Genomic DNA, 18,717 nt, shown 5'->3' with positions numbered 1-18,717 from the left:
ACATTGATATTGCCTTTATTGGCGTACCGGCTTGTGATGAATTTGGCAATGCCAATGGTTTTAGCGGCAACGCCTGTTGCGGCTCATTGGGCTACGCCAAAGTTGATGCCGAATACGCGCATTGCGTGGTGCTACTGACCGAAGCGCTGGTGGCTTATCCGCATCACCCAGCGAGTATTACGCAGGATCAGGTTGACCTGATTGTACCGGTTGAGAAAGTGGGGGATGCCGACAAGATTGGCGCTGATACCACCCGAATGACCTCCAATCCGCGTGAGTTATTGATTGCCCGCCGTGCTGCTGAGGTGATTGCCGGTTCCGGCTATTTTGTCGATGGATTCTCTTTGCAGACCGGGACGGGTGGCGCGTCGCTGGCAGTAACCCGTTTCCTCGAAGACAAAATGCTACGGCGCAATATCACGGCGGCTTTTGCCCTCGGTGGCATTACCTCAACAATGGTGGATCTGCATGAGAAGGGGCTGATTACCAAGCTATTGGACGTGCAAAGTTTTGACCGACAGGCGGCCTCCTCGCTAGCACGTAACCCGCAGCATATCGAAATCAGTGCCAATCAGTATGCCAATTTCAGCTCGAAGGGGGCATCGGTTGACCGGCTGGATGTGGTTATCCTCAGTGCGCTGGAGATTGATACCCGTTTCAATGTCAATGTACTGACCGGCTCTGACGGCGTGCTGCGCGGTGCTTCGGGTGGTCATTGTGATACGGCAGCGGCGGCGCGCCTGTCAATTATTGTCGCACCACTGGTTCGTGGGCGCATTCCAACGCTGGTTGATGAAGTTATCACCTGTGTCACTCCCGGTTCCAGTGTGGATATTTTGGTCACCGATCATGGTATTGCGGTTAATCCGGCGCGCCCAGAACTGGCGGAGCGTTTGCAACAGGCGGGTTTGCCCATCGTGACCATCGACTGGCTTTATCAGCGCGCGCTACTGCTGACAGGAGTGCCACAACCCATTGCATTTACTGACAGGGTCGTCGCTGTGGTGCGCTACCGCGATGGTTCAGTGATTGATGTCGTTCATCAGATACAGGAGTAGCCGATGAACATTATTTCCCCTGAATTGTCAGCCAACCGGCCTATTAGTCTGCCGGAGTTACTGACCAGTCGTGAGTCTCGCCAGGCACGGCAGCAAGCGTGGCTGGCCCGTCATCAGGTAACACTGATTTCCTTAACACTGGTGGCTCCGGGGGTGGTGAAAGATAACCCATTGACCCGCAAGCTGTTTGCATTGGCATGGCGCGCCATTAGCGCACTGAGTCAACAACAGTATTGGCCGGTATTGCAGCAGGAGATTTTTCCGCTGCCGACCGGTTGCGAAGGCTTGATAGCGGTTGATTTGCCCGCTGAACAGGTGAAAGACGCGGCGTTATTACTTGAATTAAAGCACCCGCAGGGCCGGTTATGGGATATCGATGTGCTGGATGCGGGCGGGCAAATCTTATCCCGCCGTGATTTAGGTTTGCCACCGCGCCGCTGTTTGCTGTGCCACCGCCCGGCCAATGTGTGTGGGCGGGCCAAAACTCACAGTATCGATGAACTGTTGCTTCAAATGGAGTTGATGCTCAATGCTACAACTGCACCTCACTGATCCGCAGCGCTTAACATGCACTTTGGCCAACGTATCTGGCTTTACCCACGACCATTTTGCTCAATACTATGGTGCACTGGCATATCAGGCGATGCTGGCGGAAGTCAATTTAACACCCAAACCTGGCTTAGTTGACCGCTTTAACTGTGGCGCACATCGGGATATGTCGCTGGTGGATTTTTATCACAGCGCCGACGCCATCGCACCCTGGCTCCCACGCTTTATTGAGCAAGGTATCAATTATTGTCATCTGAGCGGACCGGCGGCACTGAACAACCTGCGACCTCTGGGGTTGGCATGTGAAAACAGTATGTTCCGCGCCACTGGCGGCGTGAATACCCACAAAGGCAGTATCTTTTCGCTGGGATTGCTCTGCTGTGCGCTGGGGCGGCGCAAAGCCCGTGGTGAAGGGATTGATGCTGTTGCGGTTTGCCACGAGGCGGCACTGATGTGTTGTGGATTGACGGAACGTGAGCTTCGTCAATCCAACCCGCGACAAACGGCGGGCCAGCGTCTGTTTTACCAATATGGCCTGACCGGTGCGCGTGGCGAGGCTGAATCGGGATTCGCTACGGTGCTAACCCATGCTCTACCCGCCTATCGGCGGTTATTGGCTGACGGGGCGCAACCTGACCATGCCTTATTGCACACCTTGCTTCTTTTACTCTCCGTCAATCGCGATACCAATGTGGTCGCGCGCGGTGGTATCAAGGGTTTGCAGTGGCTACAGCAGCAGGCGGCAACCATTCTGGCTTCACTCCCCGCGACGGGGGGGCACTCCCCGGTCGCCCGTGCACAAGTACGCGTGTTTGATGGCCAATGTATCGCCCGTAACCTCAGTCCGGGCGGCAGTGCTGACCTGCTGATCCTGACCTGGTTTCTGGCGCAGTTCCCTCATCATTTCCCCCACAAAAATAATAACGGTGTTATTGAACCAATAACAGCTCTAGGAGTATCTCTATGTTGAAGTCGCAAGAGAAAATATGGAAAGCGATAGCGCCTTTTTTGGTGCTGGCCATACTGCTGTTGATCCCAACCCCAGAGGGGATGCCACCACAAGCCTGGCGTTATTTTGCCATTTTTGTCGCGATGATTGTCGGTATGATTTTAGAACCCATCCCAGCGACCGCGATAAGTTTTATTGCAGTGACCATTTGCGTTTTAACCTCTGATTGGGTGCTATTCAGTGCCGCTGAAGTGGCGGACACCAGTTTTAAAGGTGGTAAAGAAGCGCTGAAATGGGGGTTGGCAGGGTTCTCCAGTACCACTGTCTGGCTGGTATTCGGTGCATTTATCTTTGCATTGGGTTATGAAGCCACCGGATTGGGCCGTCGGATAGCCTTGTTTATGGTGAAATTCATGGGCAAACGCACCCTGACTCTTGGTTATGCCATTGTCATAATTGATATTTTGCTAGCACCGTTTACCCCATCGAATACTGCCCGTACCGGTGGCACGGTGTTCCCGGTGGTGAAAAACCTGCCGCCGCTGTTTGACTCTTTTCCTAATGATCCGTCGTCACGGCGTATCGGCGGTTATTTGATGTGGATGATGGTGATCGGAACCAGTATCAGTTCCTCCATGTTTGTGACCGGTGCCGCGCCTAACGTGCTGGGCATTGAATTTGTCAATAAAATAGCCGGTGTTCATATTGGCTGGATGCAGTGGTTCCTGGCATTCCTGCCGGTCGGGTTAATCTTACTGATTGTCGCTCCGTGGCTCTCTTATGTGCTGTATAAGCCGGGCGTGACCAAAAGTAATGAAGTGGCTGCTTGGGCGCAAACGGCGTTGACAGAAATGGGGGCGCTAACCCGTAAAGAGATGATATTGATAGGGTTGGTACTACTCAGCCTGTGCTTGTGGGTATTTGGCGGCGCATTCATTGATGCTACCGCTGTAGGTTTATTAGCGGTATCCCTGATGTTAGCGCTGCATGTAGTGTCGTGGAAAGATATCACTAAATACTCCAGTGCCTGGAATACGCTGGTTAATCTGGCAACTTTGGTTGTTATGGCAAATGGTTTGACCCGTTCCGGATTTATCGACTGGTTTGCCAACACCATGAGCACCCATCTGGATGGCTTCTCACCGAACATGACTGTCGTGGCGCTGGTGTTGGTGTTCTATTTCTCCCATTATCTGTTTGCCAGCCTGTCAGCGCATACCGCAACCATGCTGCCAGTCATCCTGGCGGTAGGGAAAGGGCTGAGTGGCGTGCCAATGGAGCATCTCTCCATGCTACTGGTGTTATCCATCGGGATTATGGGGGTTCTAACGCCATATGCCACCGGGCCGGGTGTGATTATTTACGGCTGCGGCTACGTGAAATCAAAAGATTACTGGCGTTTAGGTGGGATCATGGGGGTACTCTATATCTCCATGTTACTGCTGGTGGGCTGGCCAATCATGAGCTTGTGGTATTGATCCAAAGGCAGTAATAAGGAGGCGGGCCGGTCAGCGGCCCAACTCATCAGTAGCGGGTGAAATGCCTTTCGATATTGTGATGAGATGGCTTAACAACTACTATGAAAGGCGATTAATTAAGATAATTAGGATAGCGCGTGACGCCGGTATTTATCCGTAACTTTACCTTTGCAGCACTGCCCGCCAACGGTTTAAATCATCAACCGCCATTTCATGGGCTTTTAGCAAAATGTGATTTTGATATCAATGAATACCGGGATGAGCTGTTTGCCGTTTATGGCATTCACTTTCCTGGTCGTTTGCAAAAAACGGTCACTAAACGGCGGGCCGAATATCTGGCGGGGCGTTTTGTTGCCCGTCAGGTATTAAATTTATTGGCGGTTCGCGATTATCCGTTAACCAATGGTGTGGATCGTGCCCCTGTGTGGCCGGCGGGCTTAATTGGCAGTATCAGCCATAATAGCCAGCGTGCTATATGTGCCGCCCAAATTATCACACCGGCAATGGAGTGTTCAGTTGAACCCCGCAGCATGCATGGTCTTGGTTTGGATATTGAGGCCCTGATTGCAGTCGAAAGAGCGAAAGATTTGTGGCCCGGTATCCTCAGTGAGGATGAATATCGTCGCTTACAAGAAGGGCCGTTGCCCTTTAATCAGTTACTGACGCTGGCTTTTTCAGCCAAAGAAAGCTTGTTTAAAGCGATATATCCACAGCTAGGGCGCTACTTTGATTTTCTTGAAGCACGTTTTTTGAGCTATTCACTTACCTCAGGATATTTCGAATTACAGCTATTACGTGAACTGAGTGATGATTTCCCCGCAGGGCGCTGCTTCACCGGCTGCTTCAGTATGAGTGAGGGTGATATCCAGACATTTATCGCCTATTAGTCTGTTGGATTACAGCATTTTTCATCATTTTCATCTTTTTAAATTGGAAACTTTCACGGAGATAAGCTAAATATTTTGCTACCGACTCTGTTTATTTGATAGGACATCATGAAATATATAGTGCTATTGATTTTCATCTTGTGCGTAGCCTATGTGCATTTTCGTGGGAGAGTTCGTTATCCGTTCTGGCGTCAACTCTCAGATCATTCAACATTTGTTTCACCAATCAATGTCTTTATGTATCTCTTTTCGCGCACCCCCACGACGCCCTATTTAAAGCCGGAGCTTTTCCCTGAATTGGAGTTACTGCGTGAGAACTGGCAGCAAATCAAGGATGAGGGCAAAGCGTTGATGGAGGTTCAGCAAATTAAAGCATCGGATAAATATAATGATGCCGGTTTTAACTCTTTTTTTAAAACTTGGCTGGAAACGATTCTATCTGAAATGGTATGAAGACAGCCATCCATCAGCCATGACACTTTGTCCTTATACCACAGAGCTATTACGCGGATTACCGTCAGTCAAAGCCGCGATGTTTGCCGAATTACCCGATGGTAGCCGTTTGCCACGGCACCGTGACCCCTATGCTGGCTCACTGCGTTATCATCTTGGTCTTATCACACCGAATGATGACCGCTGTTTTATTGATGTGGATGGCACTCCCTATAGCTGGCGTGATGGTGACGGGGTATTGTTCGACGAAACATATATTCACTATGCAGAAAATCAGAGTGGTCAAGACCGACTTATCTTGTTTTGTGATATTGAACGGCCAATGCGTTATCGATGGGCTCAAGGCGTTAACCATTGGTTGGGGCGCAATCTCATGAGCGCTGCCACTGCACCAAACGAAGAAGGGGATCGTACCGGTGGTGTTAATCGGGCATTTAAATACATCTATGCGGTGCGTAAGGTGGGTAAACGGCTAAAAGCCTGGAACCGTAGGATTTATTATCTGATTAAATGGTTATTATTTGGTGGTATCGCCGCGGTGATTTTTTATGCGCTGTGAAGCCTGATGAGTAAAAATAGATTTTCAAATAGCGAGAAGCCCGCTTAAATTCCCTCCAGCGGGTTTTTTATGCACTAATACCGCCTGCTGTTGTGGGCTGAGTTCGACCACACAACCTCTGCTTCTAACAAGCTCTTCTTTTCTGGTAAAAAATCAAAATATTAATTAATTTTTTAATTTCATTAAATTAATTTCTTGGAATTAAAATGTCGATTTCATCACAAAAAAAAGAAAAACTCTTTCAGTAATTATTTTTTGATAATTAATGAGTAATCATACAATTACCATTGTAATATCCTTTTTATTCAATGTGTTATCTTATTTTTATACTATATAAAATAAGATTACTGATTTTTTAATTTTTCTTTTAATGAAATTTTAATATTAAAATGTGATCGTTATGGAATTTTAATTTCAACTTAGGTGGTATGTTGTTTATCGATAGGTTACATGTCTGTGTGCTGCCAGTTCTGGATAGGCAAAGGCAGATAGCGAATCATTCATTGATAGCCTTTTTCGTATTTTCAGGAAGGCAGAATGAGTAAGTCAGGGCGGTATTGGCTAGCAGCGGTAAGTTTAGTTTAAGAATAATGTTAGAGGAGGACGCCAGATAACCACAATTTAATAAGGAATTTAGCATCACACTCTGTAATAAAGTTTATTTGGCTTCAACAACTGCATTTATTTAATGAATAAATCAGAGTGTCAAAAAGTTCTTCATCACTGCACTGTTTTAGGTGGCGGAGAGTTGCTTTTTTTTACCCCTTTTTGGCATTAAATGGATAATCAAAATAAAAAGGTAACGCTATGTCGTTAATGATGAATCTCAATGTGCAGCAGAGAAAACGATTACATCAAATAACATTAGTCGCTACATTTGGTGGCTTGCTTTTTGGTTATGATACGGGTGTTATTAATGGTGCTTTTTCATCACTGAAAGAGAATATGGCGCTGACACCCATGACCGTAGGACTGGTAATGAGTGTGCTCTTGGTCGGAGCCGCTATTGGTAGTATTTTTGGCGGGAAACTGGCTGACTTTTTTGGTCGCAGAAAATATTTACTCTATCTCTCCTTTGTTTTCTTTTTTGGCGCATTATTATGTGCGATCTCGCCTAATATCACCTGTCTCTTGATTGCACGATTTATACTTGGCTATGCCGTGGGCGGGGCATCAGTCACGGCACCCACGTTTATATCTGAAGTTGCGCCAACTGAGATGCGGGGCAAGCTGACAGGATTGAACGAAGTGGCTATCGTCATTGGCCAATTAGCTGCATTTGCCGTAAATGCTGTCATCGGTATTGTCTGGGGGCACTTACCCGAAGTCTGGCGTTATATGTTATTAGTTCAGACTATCCCGGCAATTTGCTTGTTAGTTGGAATGTGGCGTTCGCCAGAAAGCCCCCGTTGGTTGGTCAGCAAGAATCGTCGAGAAGAAGCCTTAGCTATTTTAAAACAAATTCGGCCTGAGCATCGTGCTATTAAAGAATTTGAAGATATCGTGACGTTAATTGATATAGAAAATGAAAAGAAATTGTACGCTAAGAATGACTTGGCTATTATTTTCCAAACGCCTTGGATCTTAAAATTAATCTTGGTAGGCATAGTCTGGGCTGCATTGCAGCAAACTACCGGGGTTAACGTTATCATGTATTATGGTACGGAAATTCTCAATGCCGCAGGGTTCTCTGAGAGAATGTCACTGATATGTAATGTACTAAATGGCGTCTTTTCTGTCGGTGGTATGGTGGTTGGTGTTATGTTCTTGGTTGATCGTTTTAAACGAAAGACACTGATTATTTATGGTTTTGCTCTGATGGCAACACTACATCTGATTATTGCTGGTGCAGATTATTACTTGGTTGGTGAAGTCAAGGCTACGGTCATTTGGTTGCTGGGGGCATTATTTGTTGGTGTGATGCAAGGGACAATGGGCTTTCTGACCTGGGTCGTATTGGCTGAACTTTTCCCCTTGAAAATTCGTGGGTTATCTATGGGGATCTCGGTATTCTTCATGTGGATCATGAATGCGATTGTCAGCTATTTATTTCCGGTGCTTCAGGCGAAACTAGGCTTGGGGCCTGTCTTCCTGATATTTGCGCTCATCAATTACCTGGCGATAATATTTGTTGTCACCGCTTTACCAGAAACATCCAATAAATCATTAGAGCAATTAGAAGAAGAACTGTCTGCGGGGAATTCATAACATCATATGCGATAACATAAGTTATATCGCAAAGGGGACAGGCAATGATAGATACTATAACTGTTGAAAACCTACACTTAGGATGTCAGGCAAAAAACAAGGCTGACGTTTTATCTATGGTAGGCAAAGAGTTCAAGGCGAAAGGTTATATCAGCCAAGACTGCGTCTCATTTCTCAATGAGAGAGAGCAACAAGTCTCTACATTCTTGGGAAATGGTATTACCTTGCCCCATCTTCCTAAATCAGCCACAAACATTATCCTTAAAACAGGTGTTGAGATTTTTCAATTCCCTGACGGCGTCATCTGGGATAGAAGCAACGTGATGTTTATTGCTATCGGGGTTATTGCTAAAGAAAAAGAGCATATTGATGTACTAAAAGATATTGCGTCGATTTTTAGCGATGAAATCATCGCAAATGCACTGTCATTAATCTCAAGCAAACAGGATTTCCTGCGTATTCTGAATCGTAAGTAGTGATGGATGATGAAATAACAAGAAAGCCGCTTAAGTTTCCTTAAGCGGCTTTCTTTAATTTGGCTCCTCTGACTGGACTCGAACCAGTGACATACGGATTAACAGTCCGCCGTTCTACCAACTGAACTACAGAGGAATTGTTCCAACGGGGCGCATGATATCCAGCACGCCGGATACTGTCAACGCTAAATTAGGCTATTATGTTTGACTGCTCATCATCTGAACAGATGTGCTAAAAATAACGACATAAACCGAGTGAATCCAAGAGATCCTATTATTTATCGGTGCGTTCTAGTCGCAAGCCCCCTGGCAATTAATCAAGCCGTTATGTATTTTTAAAATTTTAACTCTCCGCCAGTTGAGTCTCCAGGCGTTTTAATCTGGTTAACGGGTCCTGACGGTAGAATGCGCAAAAATGTTGATAAACAGTAGGGAAGCGACCCTCCAATAATTCTGGTGCGCTGAAAAAATACTCTGAGAGTACGGCAAAACATTCAGCCGGATCACTAGCAGCGTAGGCATCCATGCTAGCCCCGTCGATACCGACTAAATCTATCTCATCTTGAATAGAGTCCATCGCCTTATGCAGGTCATATTCCCATGCGGCCACATCGCGCATGGCAATAGGGGGAACTCCATTTGAATTACCGCCATTGCGCATATCCAGCTTATGAGCCGCTTCATGAATGACCAAATTAAATCCCGATAAATCAAAAGAGTCTTGAATATCTTGCCAATTCAGAACGATCGGCCCTTGTTCCCAACTTTGGCCCGATTGTATGCTTTGACCAGAATGCACCAGCCCAAGGTCATCTTGCCAATCATCTTCCACGACAAATGGCGACGGGTAAATAAGCACTTCATGGAAACCATCCAACCACCTGGCACCCAACTCCATAACAGGCAGAGCAAAGAGTAGCGTGAGCCGAGCTTGCATTAATGGGGTCAATTCCAACCCTTGCAAAGGCACGAAACGCTTTTGTTGCAGTAACTGGCTGGCAACAGAGACAAGGCGTTGCAGTTCCTGCTCATTCAATGGAGCCAATAGCGGTATATTCAGGGCTTCCTGCCACTGTGCCAGTATTTCTGCTTGCGGTTGATTTGCTTTCCACAGCCACTTAATCATCAGGTTGCTCACAAAGTGATAATTCGAACGTCTAAAGCAGGAAGGTGTGGCTGCCAACATGCCGCAAAAGAGGGTATGTTGGCAACCATTATCATCGATATTTGCCGCACGGTTTAATGAGGCGGCCTTTAACCGTGGAGGGAGTAACCTCTTTGAGAATGGAATCCTCTCTACATCATTATTCAAGCACTTATAGGAAATTCTTTCAACGATCCCTATCACATTTGGTATTTGCCAGCCCTTTGAATGCAGGCGATTATCACCAGTGACATAGCTTCTTCGATTGTAATGTTGGTGACACTGTAGAAGGTATATGGAGTACGGCCTTTTTCTGACGATGGCATAGATACTATTGTCAGGTGTCATTGGATTATCCGAACCAATACCTGTTGGATGAACTATCGTGCCGCCGTGGGCAGCATTCTAATTTGTTGGAACCACTAAACGGTGATGCATGACGGGGAAAATGTTTAGCCGTAAATTAGGTGTTCATGTTGAAGTATATTGATTTTTATGTGTATTCGTAGAAGGACAAAGTAAACATGAATTAACCTTAATAAACATCCCATATTATAAAAAGGATGATGACACAATTATGTTAATTAACATGCTTACTATTAGTTTGGTTGTCATTTGCTGGGCAGAAAATAAGAATATGCTTAGATTATAAGTATCAATATTAATATTTCTTTGTATTTTTATTTTGATGTTTTTTTAATTGTATGATTTATAGGCTTTTTTTATATCTTTTCCTGTGGGGGAAAAGAAATAAACGTTTTTCCTTATGATTATCTCACCATATAAACTGCTTTTTTATGTAAAAAACACGACTTATAGATGATATTTAGCTTAAAAAACATATCATTTTCATACCTTAATCTTGTTTTCGTAGGAATATTCCTACCCCAAGTCAGCCTGTGTTCTGATATACAGTTAAGTTAATAAGATGTTTAATCGCCGCATAAATTTTGAATTCATTTTTTTTATTTTTTGTTAATAAATTGTGGTTGAATTCAATTTCCGGACTTAGTTTCTGGCCCATAAAAAATCTCTTTTTACTCAGTGATAAATATTTTATATAAGGATTATTAAATGAAAAAGCAACTGGCTAAAATTACTGTATTGTCTTCTTTAATTTTAGGTATTAACGTTGCCAATGCAGCAGCACCAACCGCAGAATTAAAAGTAACGGGTACTTTGACAGTGCCAAGCTGCACCGTTGTTGCTCCAGCGAATGGTGTTTATGATATCGGTAAACTCTCTTCTTCTTTAGTTAAGTCAGGTACAGCGACTACTGTGTTGGCCCCGATCACCAAGTCTTGGACAGTAAACTGTGACGCCGATACTTACCTGAACTTTACTCCGGTAGATAACCGCGCAGCAACGTCGAGCGCAGTTGCTACGACTAACTTCGGTTTAGGGACTGTGAATACTACCGGTAAAATCGGTTACTACACAGCACAAATCAAGAATGGTAATGTTGATGGTAAAGCATCTAGCTTATTTACCTCTGCAACATCAACATTTACTTTGACCCCAACTGCGAACCTGACAACCGGTATGCGTACTGGCTGGTCTTCCGCGGCCAATACGCAGAGTACGGGTAAAATATTTACTGCTGATATCACTGTAACACCTGTTTTGGCCGGCACGACCACGATGGCCGGTCCGATCACTGAAGACGCAGAGATCGATGGTTCAATGACGATGAACTTTGCATTCGGTATCTAATGACTGCATGGTTTTTTTAACTAAAGAGCGTCATTTTTTAGTGATAAATTAATGCGCTCTTTGGTTCATGTCTGGCAATATTTATGAATGAATGCTGGCGATACTAATATATTGGGTTTATTTCTCATTTTATGAAAAAATATATTATCAATTTAACTGCATTGACATCTTTATTTTTGACCATTGTCGCGGTTCAGGCAGCTCCCCCTTCTGCGGAATTAAAAGTGAAAGGGAAGATTGGTGTGCCTAGTTGTATTGTGGTTTCACCTGATAATGGTATTTATAATTTAGGACAGATTTCTTCAACACAGGTAAAGCCAGGTACTACAGTGAATACTTTACCCAGTATGACGAAAACTTGGACAGTCAATTGTGACGCAGTAACCTATTTAAGCTACACCAGCGTTGATAATCGGTTGACTTCTGTCAGTGATACATCGACTGCTCGTAACTATGGGCTGGGTAATGTTAATCGAACAGGTAAAATTGGTTTTTATACCGCTATCATAAGTAATCCCTCTGTTGATGGACAAAGCTCTTCACTGTATTACGCTCAGGGAAGTGGTGCCGGAACAGCAAATACCAGTGCATATTTAGTTACGGGCTATCGTTACGGTTGGTCTAATTCTACGGCTGTTGCTACCGCAGGAAAGACATTCAATGCTGATATTACTGTTGCGCCAGTATTGGCCGGAACAACCACAATGAATGGGCCTATTACCGAAGATACCAATATTGACGGTTCTCTGACTATGAATTTTGCTTTTGGCATATAGCTATATGCCTCAATAAGGCAAGGGTGGTCATTTTACAATAATCTTCCGCATTGCTTTGCCCATAAAAATCCTAGAACAAGCTATTGTATATGACCTCATGGCGAGAATAGATATTGCGGTAATCATGTGTAGCATACGTTATTGCTGATAAATAAACCGCTAGCCTTTTTTCCAGGGAATCGCTGTGAACGTCCGTCGTAATTACTTTCAGTTTACAGCACTCATCTTATCTATTTTTCCTATGGCGGTCTTCCCCGCGATAAAAGATAATGCAGTTGCTTTTGACGTGAAGACACTGGAAGCATTAGGTTACTCCGCTGAATTAGCAGACTTTTTCAGTAGCAGTGATAAATTTCTACCCGGCCAACATGATGTCACTATTATCATCAATGCCAGTAAGACCTATCGTGTTGAAGCTACATTCGACAGCGAGGGTAAATTGTGTGCAGATAAAAAATTACTGATGTCATTAAAGTTACACGCTAAAGATAGCGATGATAGTTGCAAGAATATTGAGACTCTGTGGCCAGGAGTGGTTGTCAATTTATTCCCCGGTCAATTTCGTGTGGAATTAACATTGCCGCAAGAAGCTTTTGATCCTGAAATAGAGGGTGAGGATTATCAGCGGGGTGGTCATGCATTATTACTTAACTATAATATGTTCGGTCAACGCATCGAAAGTAACAGCAATGATGTTAACCTTTTTCAAGGGCAATTCGAGCCTGGCATTAATTTCAATAATTGGGTGCTGCGAAATAGGGGTTCCTACACTTATAACCAAGGGATTAGTCAGTATGATAATCAAGAAACCTATGCATTACGTTCTATCGAATCACTAAAATCTGTAGTTCAGTTGGGTGAGTTTGGTTTAGTCGGTGATACATTTTCGGGGCTGCCGGTTTCGGGTATTCAGTTGTATTCTGATAATGCACAACTTAATAATACTCAGTTAATCGTCCCGATTGAGGGGATTGCCAATACTAACGCCACTATCGAAATTCGCCAGCGTGGGAGGGTTATTTATCGTACCGTGGTGGCACCAGGCCCTTTTTCATTATCTAATATTAGTAATTTCTCCAGTGGTGTGGTCACGGATGTTGATGTTATTGAAGAGGATGGTACCCAGCAGCACTTTACCGTTTCAAATGCACTCGATCCTAATGTTGATCAACAGGCGAGTACTTATCAATTGGTGGTAGGCCGTTATCGCGATACTTTGGCTAATGGCAACGGTCAGTCACCACTATTAGCATCAGGTGAAATGTCGCTCAATCCGGCGAATGCTTTTCGTCTGACCACTGCCGGGCTACTTTCCACTGATTATCAAAATATCAGTATCCAGAATCTCTATAGTGGTTTAAATAATGCCTGGTTTTCAGCCGCGGCAAGTTATACCAATACCCAGGATGTTGGGCAGGGATACCAATTTTCAGTTCAAAATCAATTAGCAATCAATGGTAATTTAAGTGCGTCATTATCATCGGTATATAATTCGGCCAATTATTGGTCACCGGATAATGCCTTGAGCAGTGGAAATAATTTAAATGACCTGATGCATGGCAAATTAAAGAACTCAACCTCGGCTGCGGTAACTTGGGCGCATCCACGTTGGGGCGCATTTTCCTACGTATTGTCTAATACTATGTATTATCAAGCGGCAGACAGTGTTTCTCATACATTTTCAGCCAGTGAACAATTTGGTCGGGTAACGACCACGCTAAGTTTTCAATCCAATTCACAAGGGAATAATACGCTGTATGCCAGTATCAGTTTGCCTTTGGGGCGAGGGTCTTTAAGTGGTCGTATGCAACGCAATAACGGTAATATGACACTGGGTAGCACTTATCAAAGCGCTTGGGGTGACAACAAAGGTTACTCGGTGGGTATCACAGGTAGCGATAGCCAACGGCGTATCAACGGCACTGTGAATATAAAAACTGCCTATTCACAATTAGCAGGTGGCCTTTCTCAGGCGACCAACAATAGTCGCTCCGCGTATCTTTCATCTAGTGGTTCCGTGGCTTATGCAAATAGCACCTTTGCCACCTCGTCGTCAGCGATTGGCGATACTTTTGCTGTGGTGAACGTGCCAAACCAATCGAATTTACGTATTTCTTCGCCGAGCAGTGGTATGGCGATTACCGATTACGCAGGAACGGCATTGCTGCCTTCGGTGATGCCATACACGGCTTCGAAAGCCCAAATAAGTACCCAAACATTGCCGCTAAATATTCGTCTAAACAGTACCAGTGCAGATTTAATGATGACGCGTGGCACCGTAGCAACACGTAATTTTGAAGCGACGGAAACTCGGCAATTGCTGCTGACTATTCGCGATAGCCAAGGGAAAATGATTCCGATTGGTGCCAACGTTCTTGATGAAAAAGGCAATTTTCAGGGGACAATTATTGGTGATGGGAATTTTATGCTCGAAAATAAGGCTATTGGCATGACGCTACGTATCAAGCCTGCTAACAGTAGTGAGTGTGTCGTTAATTATCGCGAACCAGAAAAATTTGCCCCGGATACGTTATATGAGGCCGTTGATGGGGTTTGTCAGTGAATAATCCGTTAATGACAACGGTAAGAAATGCAGTAAATATCTTCTGAATATAGGATCTATTATGCACAATATGATGAGTAGTAATTGCACAACGTCTGCATCCACAACGTTGCTTAGTCGTATTAAAAAGGTAATGGTTTTTAATCTATGGCTACTATTGAGTTGCTGGACAACAACGTCTTATGCTTCTTTTAAATTAGAAAGTACTTCTGTTATTTTGAAAGAGAGTGAGGGTCGCACCAGTTTCACTATTGATAATACTTCTGGCAATCCAATTCTGCTGGTGACTAAAGTGGTTGATTTGGATGGTAATGCATTGAGCAAACAAATTCTTATTTCTCCTCCAGTGACTCGCATTGAAGCTGGGCAGAGCCAGCAGGTTAACTTTGTCTTAAAGAAAGGCACGGTGCTTGATACGGAGGTGCTGCTAAAAGCGTCATTTGAAGGGGTTGAGCAGGTTCAGGGGAACGCGACTGTGATGCCTATTCGCCAGGAAATAGGATTTCTTATTCAACCGAATGCAGTGCCACAAATAAAAACGCCGTGGCAAGAGTTGGTTTTTTCAGTTTCAGGAAATAACCTGATCATCAAAAACCCGAGCAAACATGTGGTTCGCTTAGGGCCTCAGGTGATTTTAGTGCCGGGAAATGAAGTAGTGGCTTTAGGTAATCCGTATATTTTGCCAGGTGTTAGCAAACAATTCCCAATTAAGTCGTCACCAAGTTCTGTTAACGTCACACCACTGAGCCGTTATGGTTTCGTACAAGCAGAAGTAGCGATGCCTGTTACGGACTAATGCTATTTAGAAACCGCCATATATGCCGTATCTAAATATGTAGGATAATATCTACTTCTTCTCGTGCAATAGTCGAAGGCCCATCGCTCTTACATGGATAGGGCTTCATCATGGGAATATCCGTCGTGGTACTTTAGTGCGTTCCAACTGTGGTTGGTATTGGTGGACGCACCTTTGACGAACTTAATATTTACGCGTTAAAAAACGAAAGCAGGTTTTCACCGCCTGCTTTTTGAATTCAATTTAGAGGGTAGGTTCTTGATTTCCTATTTGTGTGACGACCAGTTCCACCTGCTGCTGCTGTAATAACTCAGCCAATTGCAGCGGTGGAGCAATGTCGGTAAACAGTGCTGTGGCTTTCGCGACATTACCAATCTCCACTGCCGCTGATGCATGGAACTTAGTATGGTCTGCTGCCAGAAAGATATGGCGGGTATGAGCCATCATCGCTTTCACCACCGTGGCCTCATTGACATCAAATTCCAGTAAACTGCCATCAGTATCAATGGCCCCCATACTGGTAATCAGGTAATCAGCACGAAATCCCTCAACAAAGGAAACGGCACTGGGGCCAATGATGCCACCATTATTTGGCCGTAATGTACCGCCCGGAACCATTACCTCAAAATCGGTATTTTTATACAGGATATGTGCAACCCGAAGGCTGTTAGTAATAATCCGTAGATGGCTGTGATTCATTAGCGCGCGAGCAATGTGTTCAACCGTGGTGCCGATGGTGATAAATACCGTTGAACGATCGGGAATGTAATCGGCAATCGCTTCGGCAATGGCCATTTTTTCTGTGGTATAAGAGAGTTCCCGCTGTTCAAAGGCCGTATTCACCACACTGGAAGCGCGGCCTGCACCACCGTGATGGCGTGTAATCAGCCCTTGCTCGCTGAGCTTACGGATATCACGACGCACCGTTTGAGTCGAAACATCCAGCAATTGTGCCAGTTCATCAATATTCATATAGCCGCGGCTGGCGATCAGCTGAATCAGTTGATCGTGGCGCGGGTTCCCGGTCAGTTCTGTCAGACTCATGCTTAGCTCTCTTTAATTCGTCATACCATTGTCTATTTTATACATATTGCGCCAGGAAAGAGTCAGTTTGATCACAATCAGGTATTCCAGCCCTTCCGCCGGGGCGTGTACATTTTAAGGCGGCAACCGCATTAGCATAGTTTACTGCACAGTTTATACCGTGCTTTTTACTGAGTGCCACCGCCAATGCGCCATGAAAAACATCCCCGGCACCGGTGGTATCGACGACTTTTACCTCAAAACCCGCTTGATGTTGCAGCTGTCCATTCTCCAACCAGTAGCAGCCCCTTTTGCCACAGGTGACATAGACATGTCCGTTTGTGTCACTTTTCGCCCTCACCAGAGCGGATGTAATATTATTATCACCGGTCATTCGGCGTAAGCCGGGTTCAGAAAATGCCACATGGTCAGCCAGGGCCACCAAAGGGCGGATATCCTGTGGCGTGACATCGGCATCAAGCAAGGTTGTTACACCCGCCTGGCGTGCTAAGGTAAATGCGGTTAACGCACCCTGATGCCAACGAACATCAGCTAATACGGTGTCATATTGTCTAAAATCGATCTCCGCTAACCACTGTGCATCTTCTGGTAAATCAGGGCTTGGATAGTTGATGATGATGCGTTCCCCCTGACTGTCGACCAGCACCGCAGACTGCGATGAGCCAGCACCACAATAGCGGCGACTCAGCGCGGTGTTTACGCCATAACTTTCCAGTTCCTCCAGCAAGCTATTGCCAGTGGCGTCATCACCTACGCGGCCAATAAAATCAACCTTTGCTCCCAACCGCGCAGCCGCAACAGCGGCCGTTGCCGCTGGCCCTCCACCAATTTCACGATAATCACGCGCCACATATTTCCCTCCACCGTTGGGCAGCGCTGTCAGGTAATAGAGCCGGTCTTGGACCGTAATGCCTACACATGCAATTCGGGTCATGGTCTGAGTTCCTTGTTTAGCCCAAAAGGGGCTACTGATCACGATGTGACCATTTTAATTCGTTCAAATGTTAAAAGAGTGACACATGTCAATTTTTTGACTATAAATTACAAATACGATCAAAAACAATCAAAAAAGTTCAGATCTTTAACTAGAAAATGACATCAGGTGACAGGAGAGACTAATGGCACAAGTAGCATTTATCGGATTAGGGCAAATGGGGACTCCTATGGCCCGTAATCTGATTAAACATGGGCATCAGTTGAATGTTTTCGATATTAGCCTCGCCGCCGTCGCGGAATTAGTTGCTCTGGGCGCGACGGGTTGCCAGAACGCAGCACTGGCCGCTGAGGGGGCGGAGTTTGTTATCACCATGCTACCGAATGGCGATTTGGTACGTGAGGTGCTGTTTGCACCCGATGGCGTTTGCCGCAGCTTGTCGCCCAAGGCATTGGTGATTGATATGTCTACCATTCATCCATTGCAAACGGACCGGCTGATACAAGATATGCAGAGCAACGGGTTCAGCTTTATGGATGCCCCGGTGGGGCGCACTTCAGATCATGCTCAGGCTGGCACACTGCTGATTCTGGCAGGCGGCACGCCACAGCAGGTAGAACGGGCAACGCCGTTACTGATGGCGATGGGAACAGAGCTTATCAACGCAGGCGGGCCGGGGATGGGGATCCGCGTCAAGTTAATCAATAACTACATGAGTATTGCGCTCAATGCACTTTCAGCTGAGGCCGCAGTGCTGTGCGAAGCGCTGGGCTTGTCGTTTGATGTTGCGCTGCAAGTGATGAGTGGAACACCCGCAGGTAAAGGACATTTCACCACAACCTGGCCGAACAAAGTGCTGAAAGGAGATTTAACACCGGCGTTCATGATTGATTTGGCCCACAAAGATTTGGGGATAGCCCTTGATGTGGCGAACCAATTACACGTCACCATGCCAATGGGGGCCGCATCTCGCGAAGTCTACAGCCAGGCCAGAGCCAGTGGACGTGGGCGTCAGGACTGGAGTGCGATTTTACAACAGGTACGCTGCCAGTCCGGTTTACCTGAAACCAAATGATTTCTATTCATTCATTGATGATTAAGCGCCTGATACGCAGTGCGCCATAGGGAGA

The 18,717-nt window shown here is 45.5% G+C and carries 15 protein-coding genes, 1 tRNA gene and 1 pseudogene; 13 read left to right on the top strand and 4 right to left on the bottom strand.

All coding sequences use genetic code 11. The annotated features are described in order from the left end of the window. The 8 genes and pseudogenes from citF to YALDO0001_RS06375 form a co-directional block, all read left to right on the top strand. The coding region (citF, locus tag YALDO0001_RS06410) for a citrate lyase subunit alpha (protein ID WP_042839499.1) at positions 1–1,058 on the top strand (1,058 nt) is incomplete at its 5' end. 3 nt (positions 1,059–1,061) lie between these two features. After that, on the top strand, positions 1,062–1,610 hold the full coding sequence (gene citX, locus YALDO0001_RS06405; RefSeq protein WP_004701083.1) for a citrate lyase holo-[acyl-carrier protein] synthase: 549 nt from the start codon (positions 1,062–1,064) through the stop codon (positions 1,608–1,610). Further along, on the top strand, positions 1,588–2,577 hold the full coding sequence (gene citG, locus YALDO0001_RS06400) for a triphosphoribosyl-dephospho-CoA synthase CitG (protein ID WP_042839498.1): 990 nt from the start codon (positions 1,588–1,590) through the stop codon (positions 2,575–2,577). The genes citX and citG overlap by 23 nt, the downstream gene beginning before the upstream one ends. Then, the gene (locus tag YALDO0001_RS06395; RefSeq protein ID WP_042545611.1) at positions 2,571–4,034 is read left to right on the top strand and encodes an anion permease; all 1,464 of its coding nucleotides are present in this window, start codon (positions 2,571–2,573) and stop codon (positions 4,032–4,034) included. The genes citG and YALDO0001_RS06395 overlap by 7 nt, the downstream gene beginning before the upstream one ends. A gap of 137 nt (positions 4,035–4,171) precedes the next feature. Next, a complete protein-coding gene (locus tag YALDO0001_RS06390) occupies positions 4,172–4,921 on the top strand; it encodes a 4'-phosphopantetheinyl transferase family protein (protein WP_004701076.1) in 750 nt (249 codons plus the stop codon). A 108-nt stretch (positions 4,922–5,029) separates the two neighbouring features. After that, positions 5,030–5,933, top strand: a pseudogene (lpxO, locus tag YALDO0001_RS06385) (lipid A hydroxylase LpxO). An 807-nt stretch (positions 5,934–6,740) separates the two neighbouring features. Further along, positions 6,741–8,141, top strand: a complete 1,401-nt coding sequence (locus YALDO0001_RS06380) for a sugar porter family MFS transporter (RefSeq protein WP_004701071.1) — start codon at positions 6,741–6,743, stop codon at positions 8,139–8,141. Positions 8,142–8,185: 44 nt separating this feature from the next. Then, on the top strand, positions 8,186–8,617 hold the full coding sequence (locus YALDO0001_RS06375) for a PTS mannitol transporter subunit IIA (RefSeq protein ID WP_042545615.1): 432 nt from the start codon (positions 8,186–8,188) through the stop codon (positions 8,615–8,617). Positions 8,618–8,677: 60 nt separating this feature from the next. On the opposite strand, the gene YALDO0001_RS06370 is transcribed toward YALDO0001_RS06375, so the two are convergent. Continuing rightward, positions 8,678–8,753: transfer RNA gene (locus tag YALDO0001_RS06370), tRNA-Asn, on the bottom strand. A 207-nt stretch (positions 8,754–8,960) separates the two neighbouring features. Beyond that, positions 8,961–9,743 (bottom strand): DgsA anti-repressor MtfA, encoded by a 783-nt coding sequence (mtfA, locus tag YALDO0001_RS06365; RefSeq protein WP_042545616.1) that lies wholly within the window; start codon positions 9,741–9,743, stop codon positions 8,961–8,963. 1,092 nt (positions 9,744–10,835) lie between these two features. Here mtfA and YALDO0001_RS06360 point away from each other — a divergent pair. The 4 genes from YALDO0001_RS06360 (at position 10,836) to YALDO0001_RS06345 (ending at position 15,609) form a co-directional block, all read left to right on the top strand. Continuing rightward, positions 10,836–11,474: a DUF1120 domain-containing protein gene (locus YALDO0001_RS06360; RefSeq protein WP_004701065.1), complete on the top strand. Its 639-nt coding sequence runs from the start codon at positions 10,836–10,838 to the stop codon at positions 11,472–11,474. Between the two features lie 131 nt (positions 11,475–11,605). Beyond that, a complete protein-coding gene (locus tag YALDO0001_RS06355) occupies positions 11,606–12,250 on the top strand; it encodes a DUF1120 domain-containing protein (protein WP_004701063.1) in 645 nt (214 codons plus the stop codon). A gap of 241 nt (positions 12,251–12,491) precedes the next feature. Next, complete coding sequence (locus YALDO0001_RS06350; RefSeq protein ID WP_004701061.1) at positions 12,492–14,813, top strand: fimbria/pilus outer membrane usher protein; 2,322 nt, start codon at positions 12,492–12,494, stop codon at positions 14,811–14,813. Between the two features lie 61 nt (positions 14,814–14,874). Further along, positions 14,875–15,609: a fimbria/pilus chaperone family protein gene (locus YALDO0001_RS06345; RefSeq protein ID WP_042839496.1), complete on the top strand. Its 735-nt coding sequence runs from the start codon at positions 14,875–14,877 to the stop codon at positions 15,607–15,609. Between the two features lie 243 nt (positions 15,610–15,852). Here the strand turns inward: YALDO0001_RS06345 and YALDO0001_RS06340 are convergent, their stop codons facing one another. After that, positions 15,853–16,653, bottom strand: coding sequence for a DeoR/GlpR family DNA-binding transcription regulator (locus YALDO0001_RS06340; RefSeq protein WP_004701058.1), 801 nt, complete (start codon positions 16,651–16,653; stop codon positions 15,853–15,855). A gap of 37 nt (positions 16,654–16,690) precedes the next feature. Next, positions 16,691–17,587: a PfkB family carbohydrate kinase gene (locus YALDO0001_RS06335; protein ID WP_042839495.1), complete on the bottom strand. Its 897-nt coding sequence runs from the start codon at positions 17,585–17,587 to the stop codon at positions 16,691–16,693. Between the two features lie 184 nt (positions 17,588–17,771). Between YALDO0001_RS06335 and yihU the strand changes: the two genes are divergently transcribed. Further along, the gene (gene yihU, locus YALDO0001_RS06330; protein WP_004701053.1) at positions 17,772–18,662 is read left to right on the top strand and encodes a sulfolactaldehyde 3-reductase; all 891 of its coding nucleotides are present in this window, start codon (positions 17,772–17,774) and stop codon (positions 18,660–18,662) included. Positions 18,663–18,717: the final 55 nt, after the last annotated feature.

This window comes from Yersinia aldovae ATCC 35236 (genome assembly GCF_000173735.1).
GTDB lineage: Bacteria > Pseudomonadota > Gammaproteobacteria > Enterobacterales > Enterobacteriaceae > Yersinia > Yersinia aldovae.
Note: the sequence above shows the minus strand (reverse complement) of the source record. Positions and strands in the feature narration are given on the sequence as shown.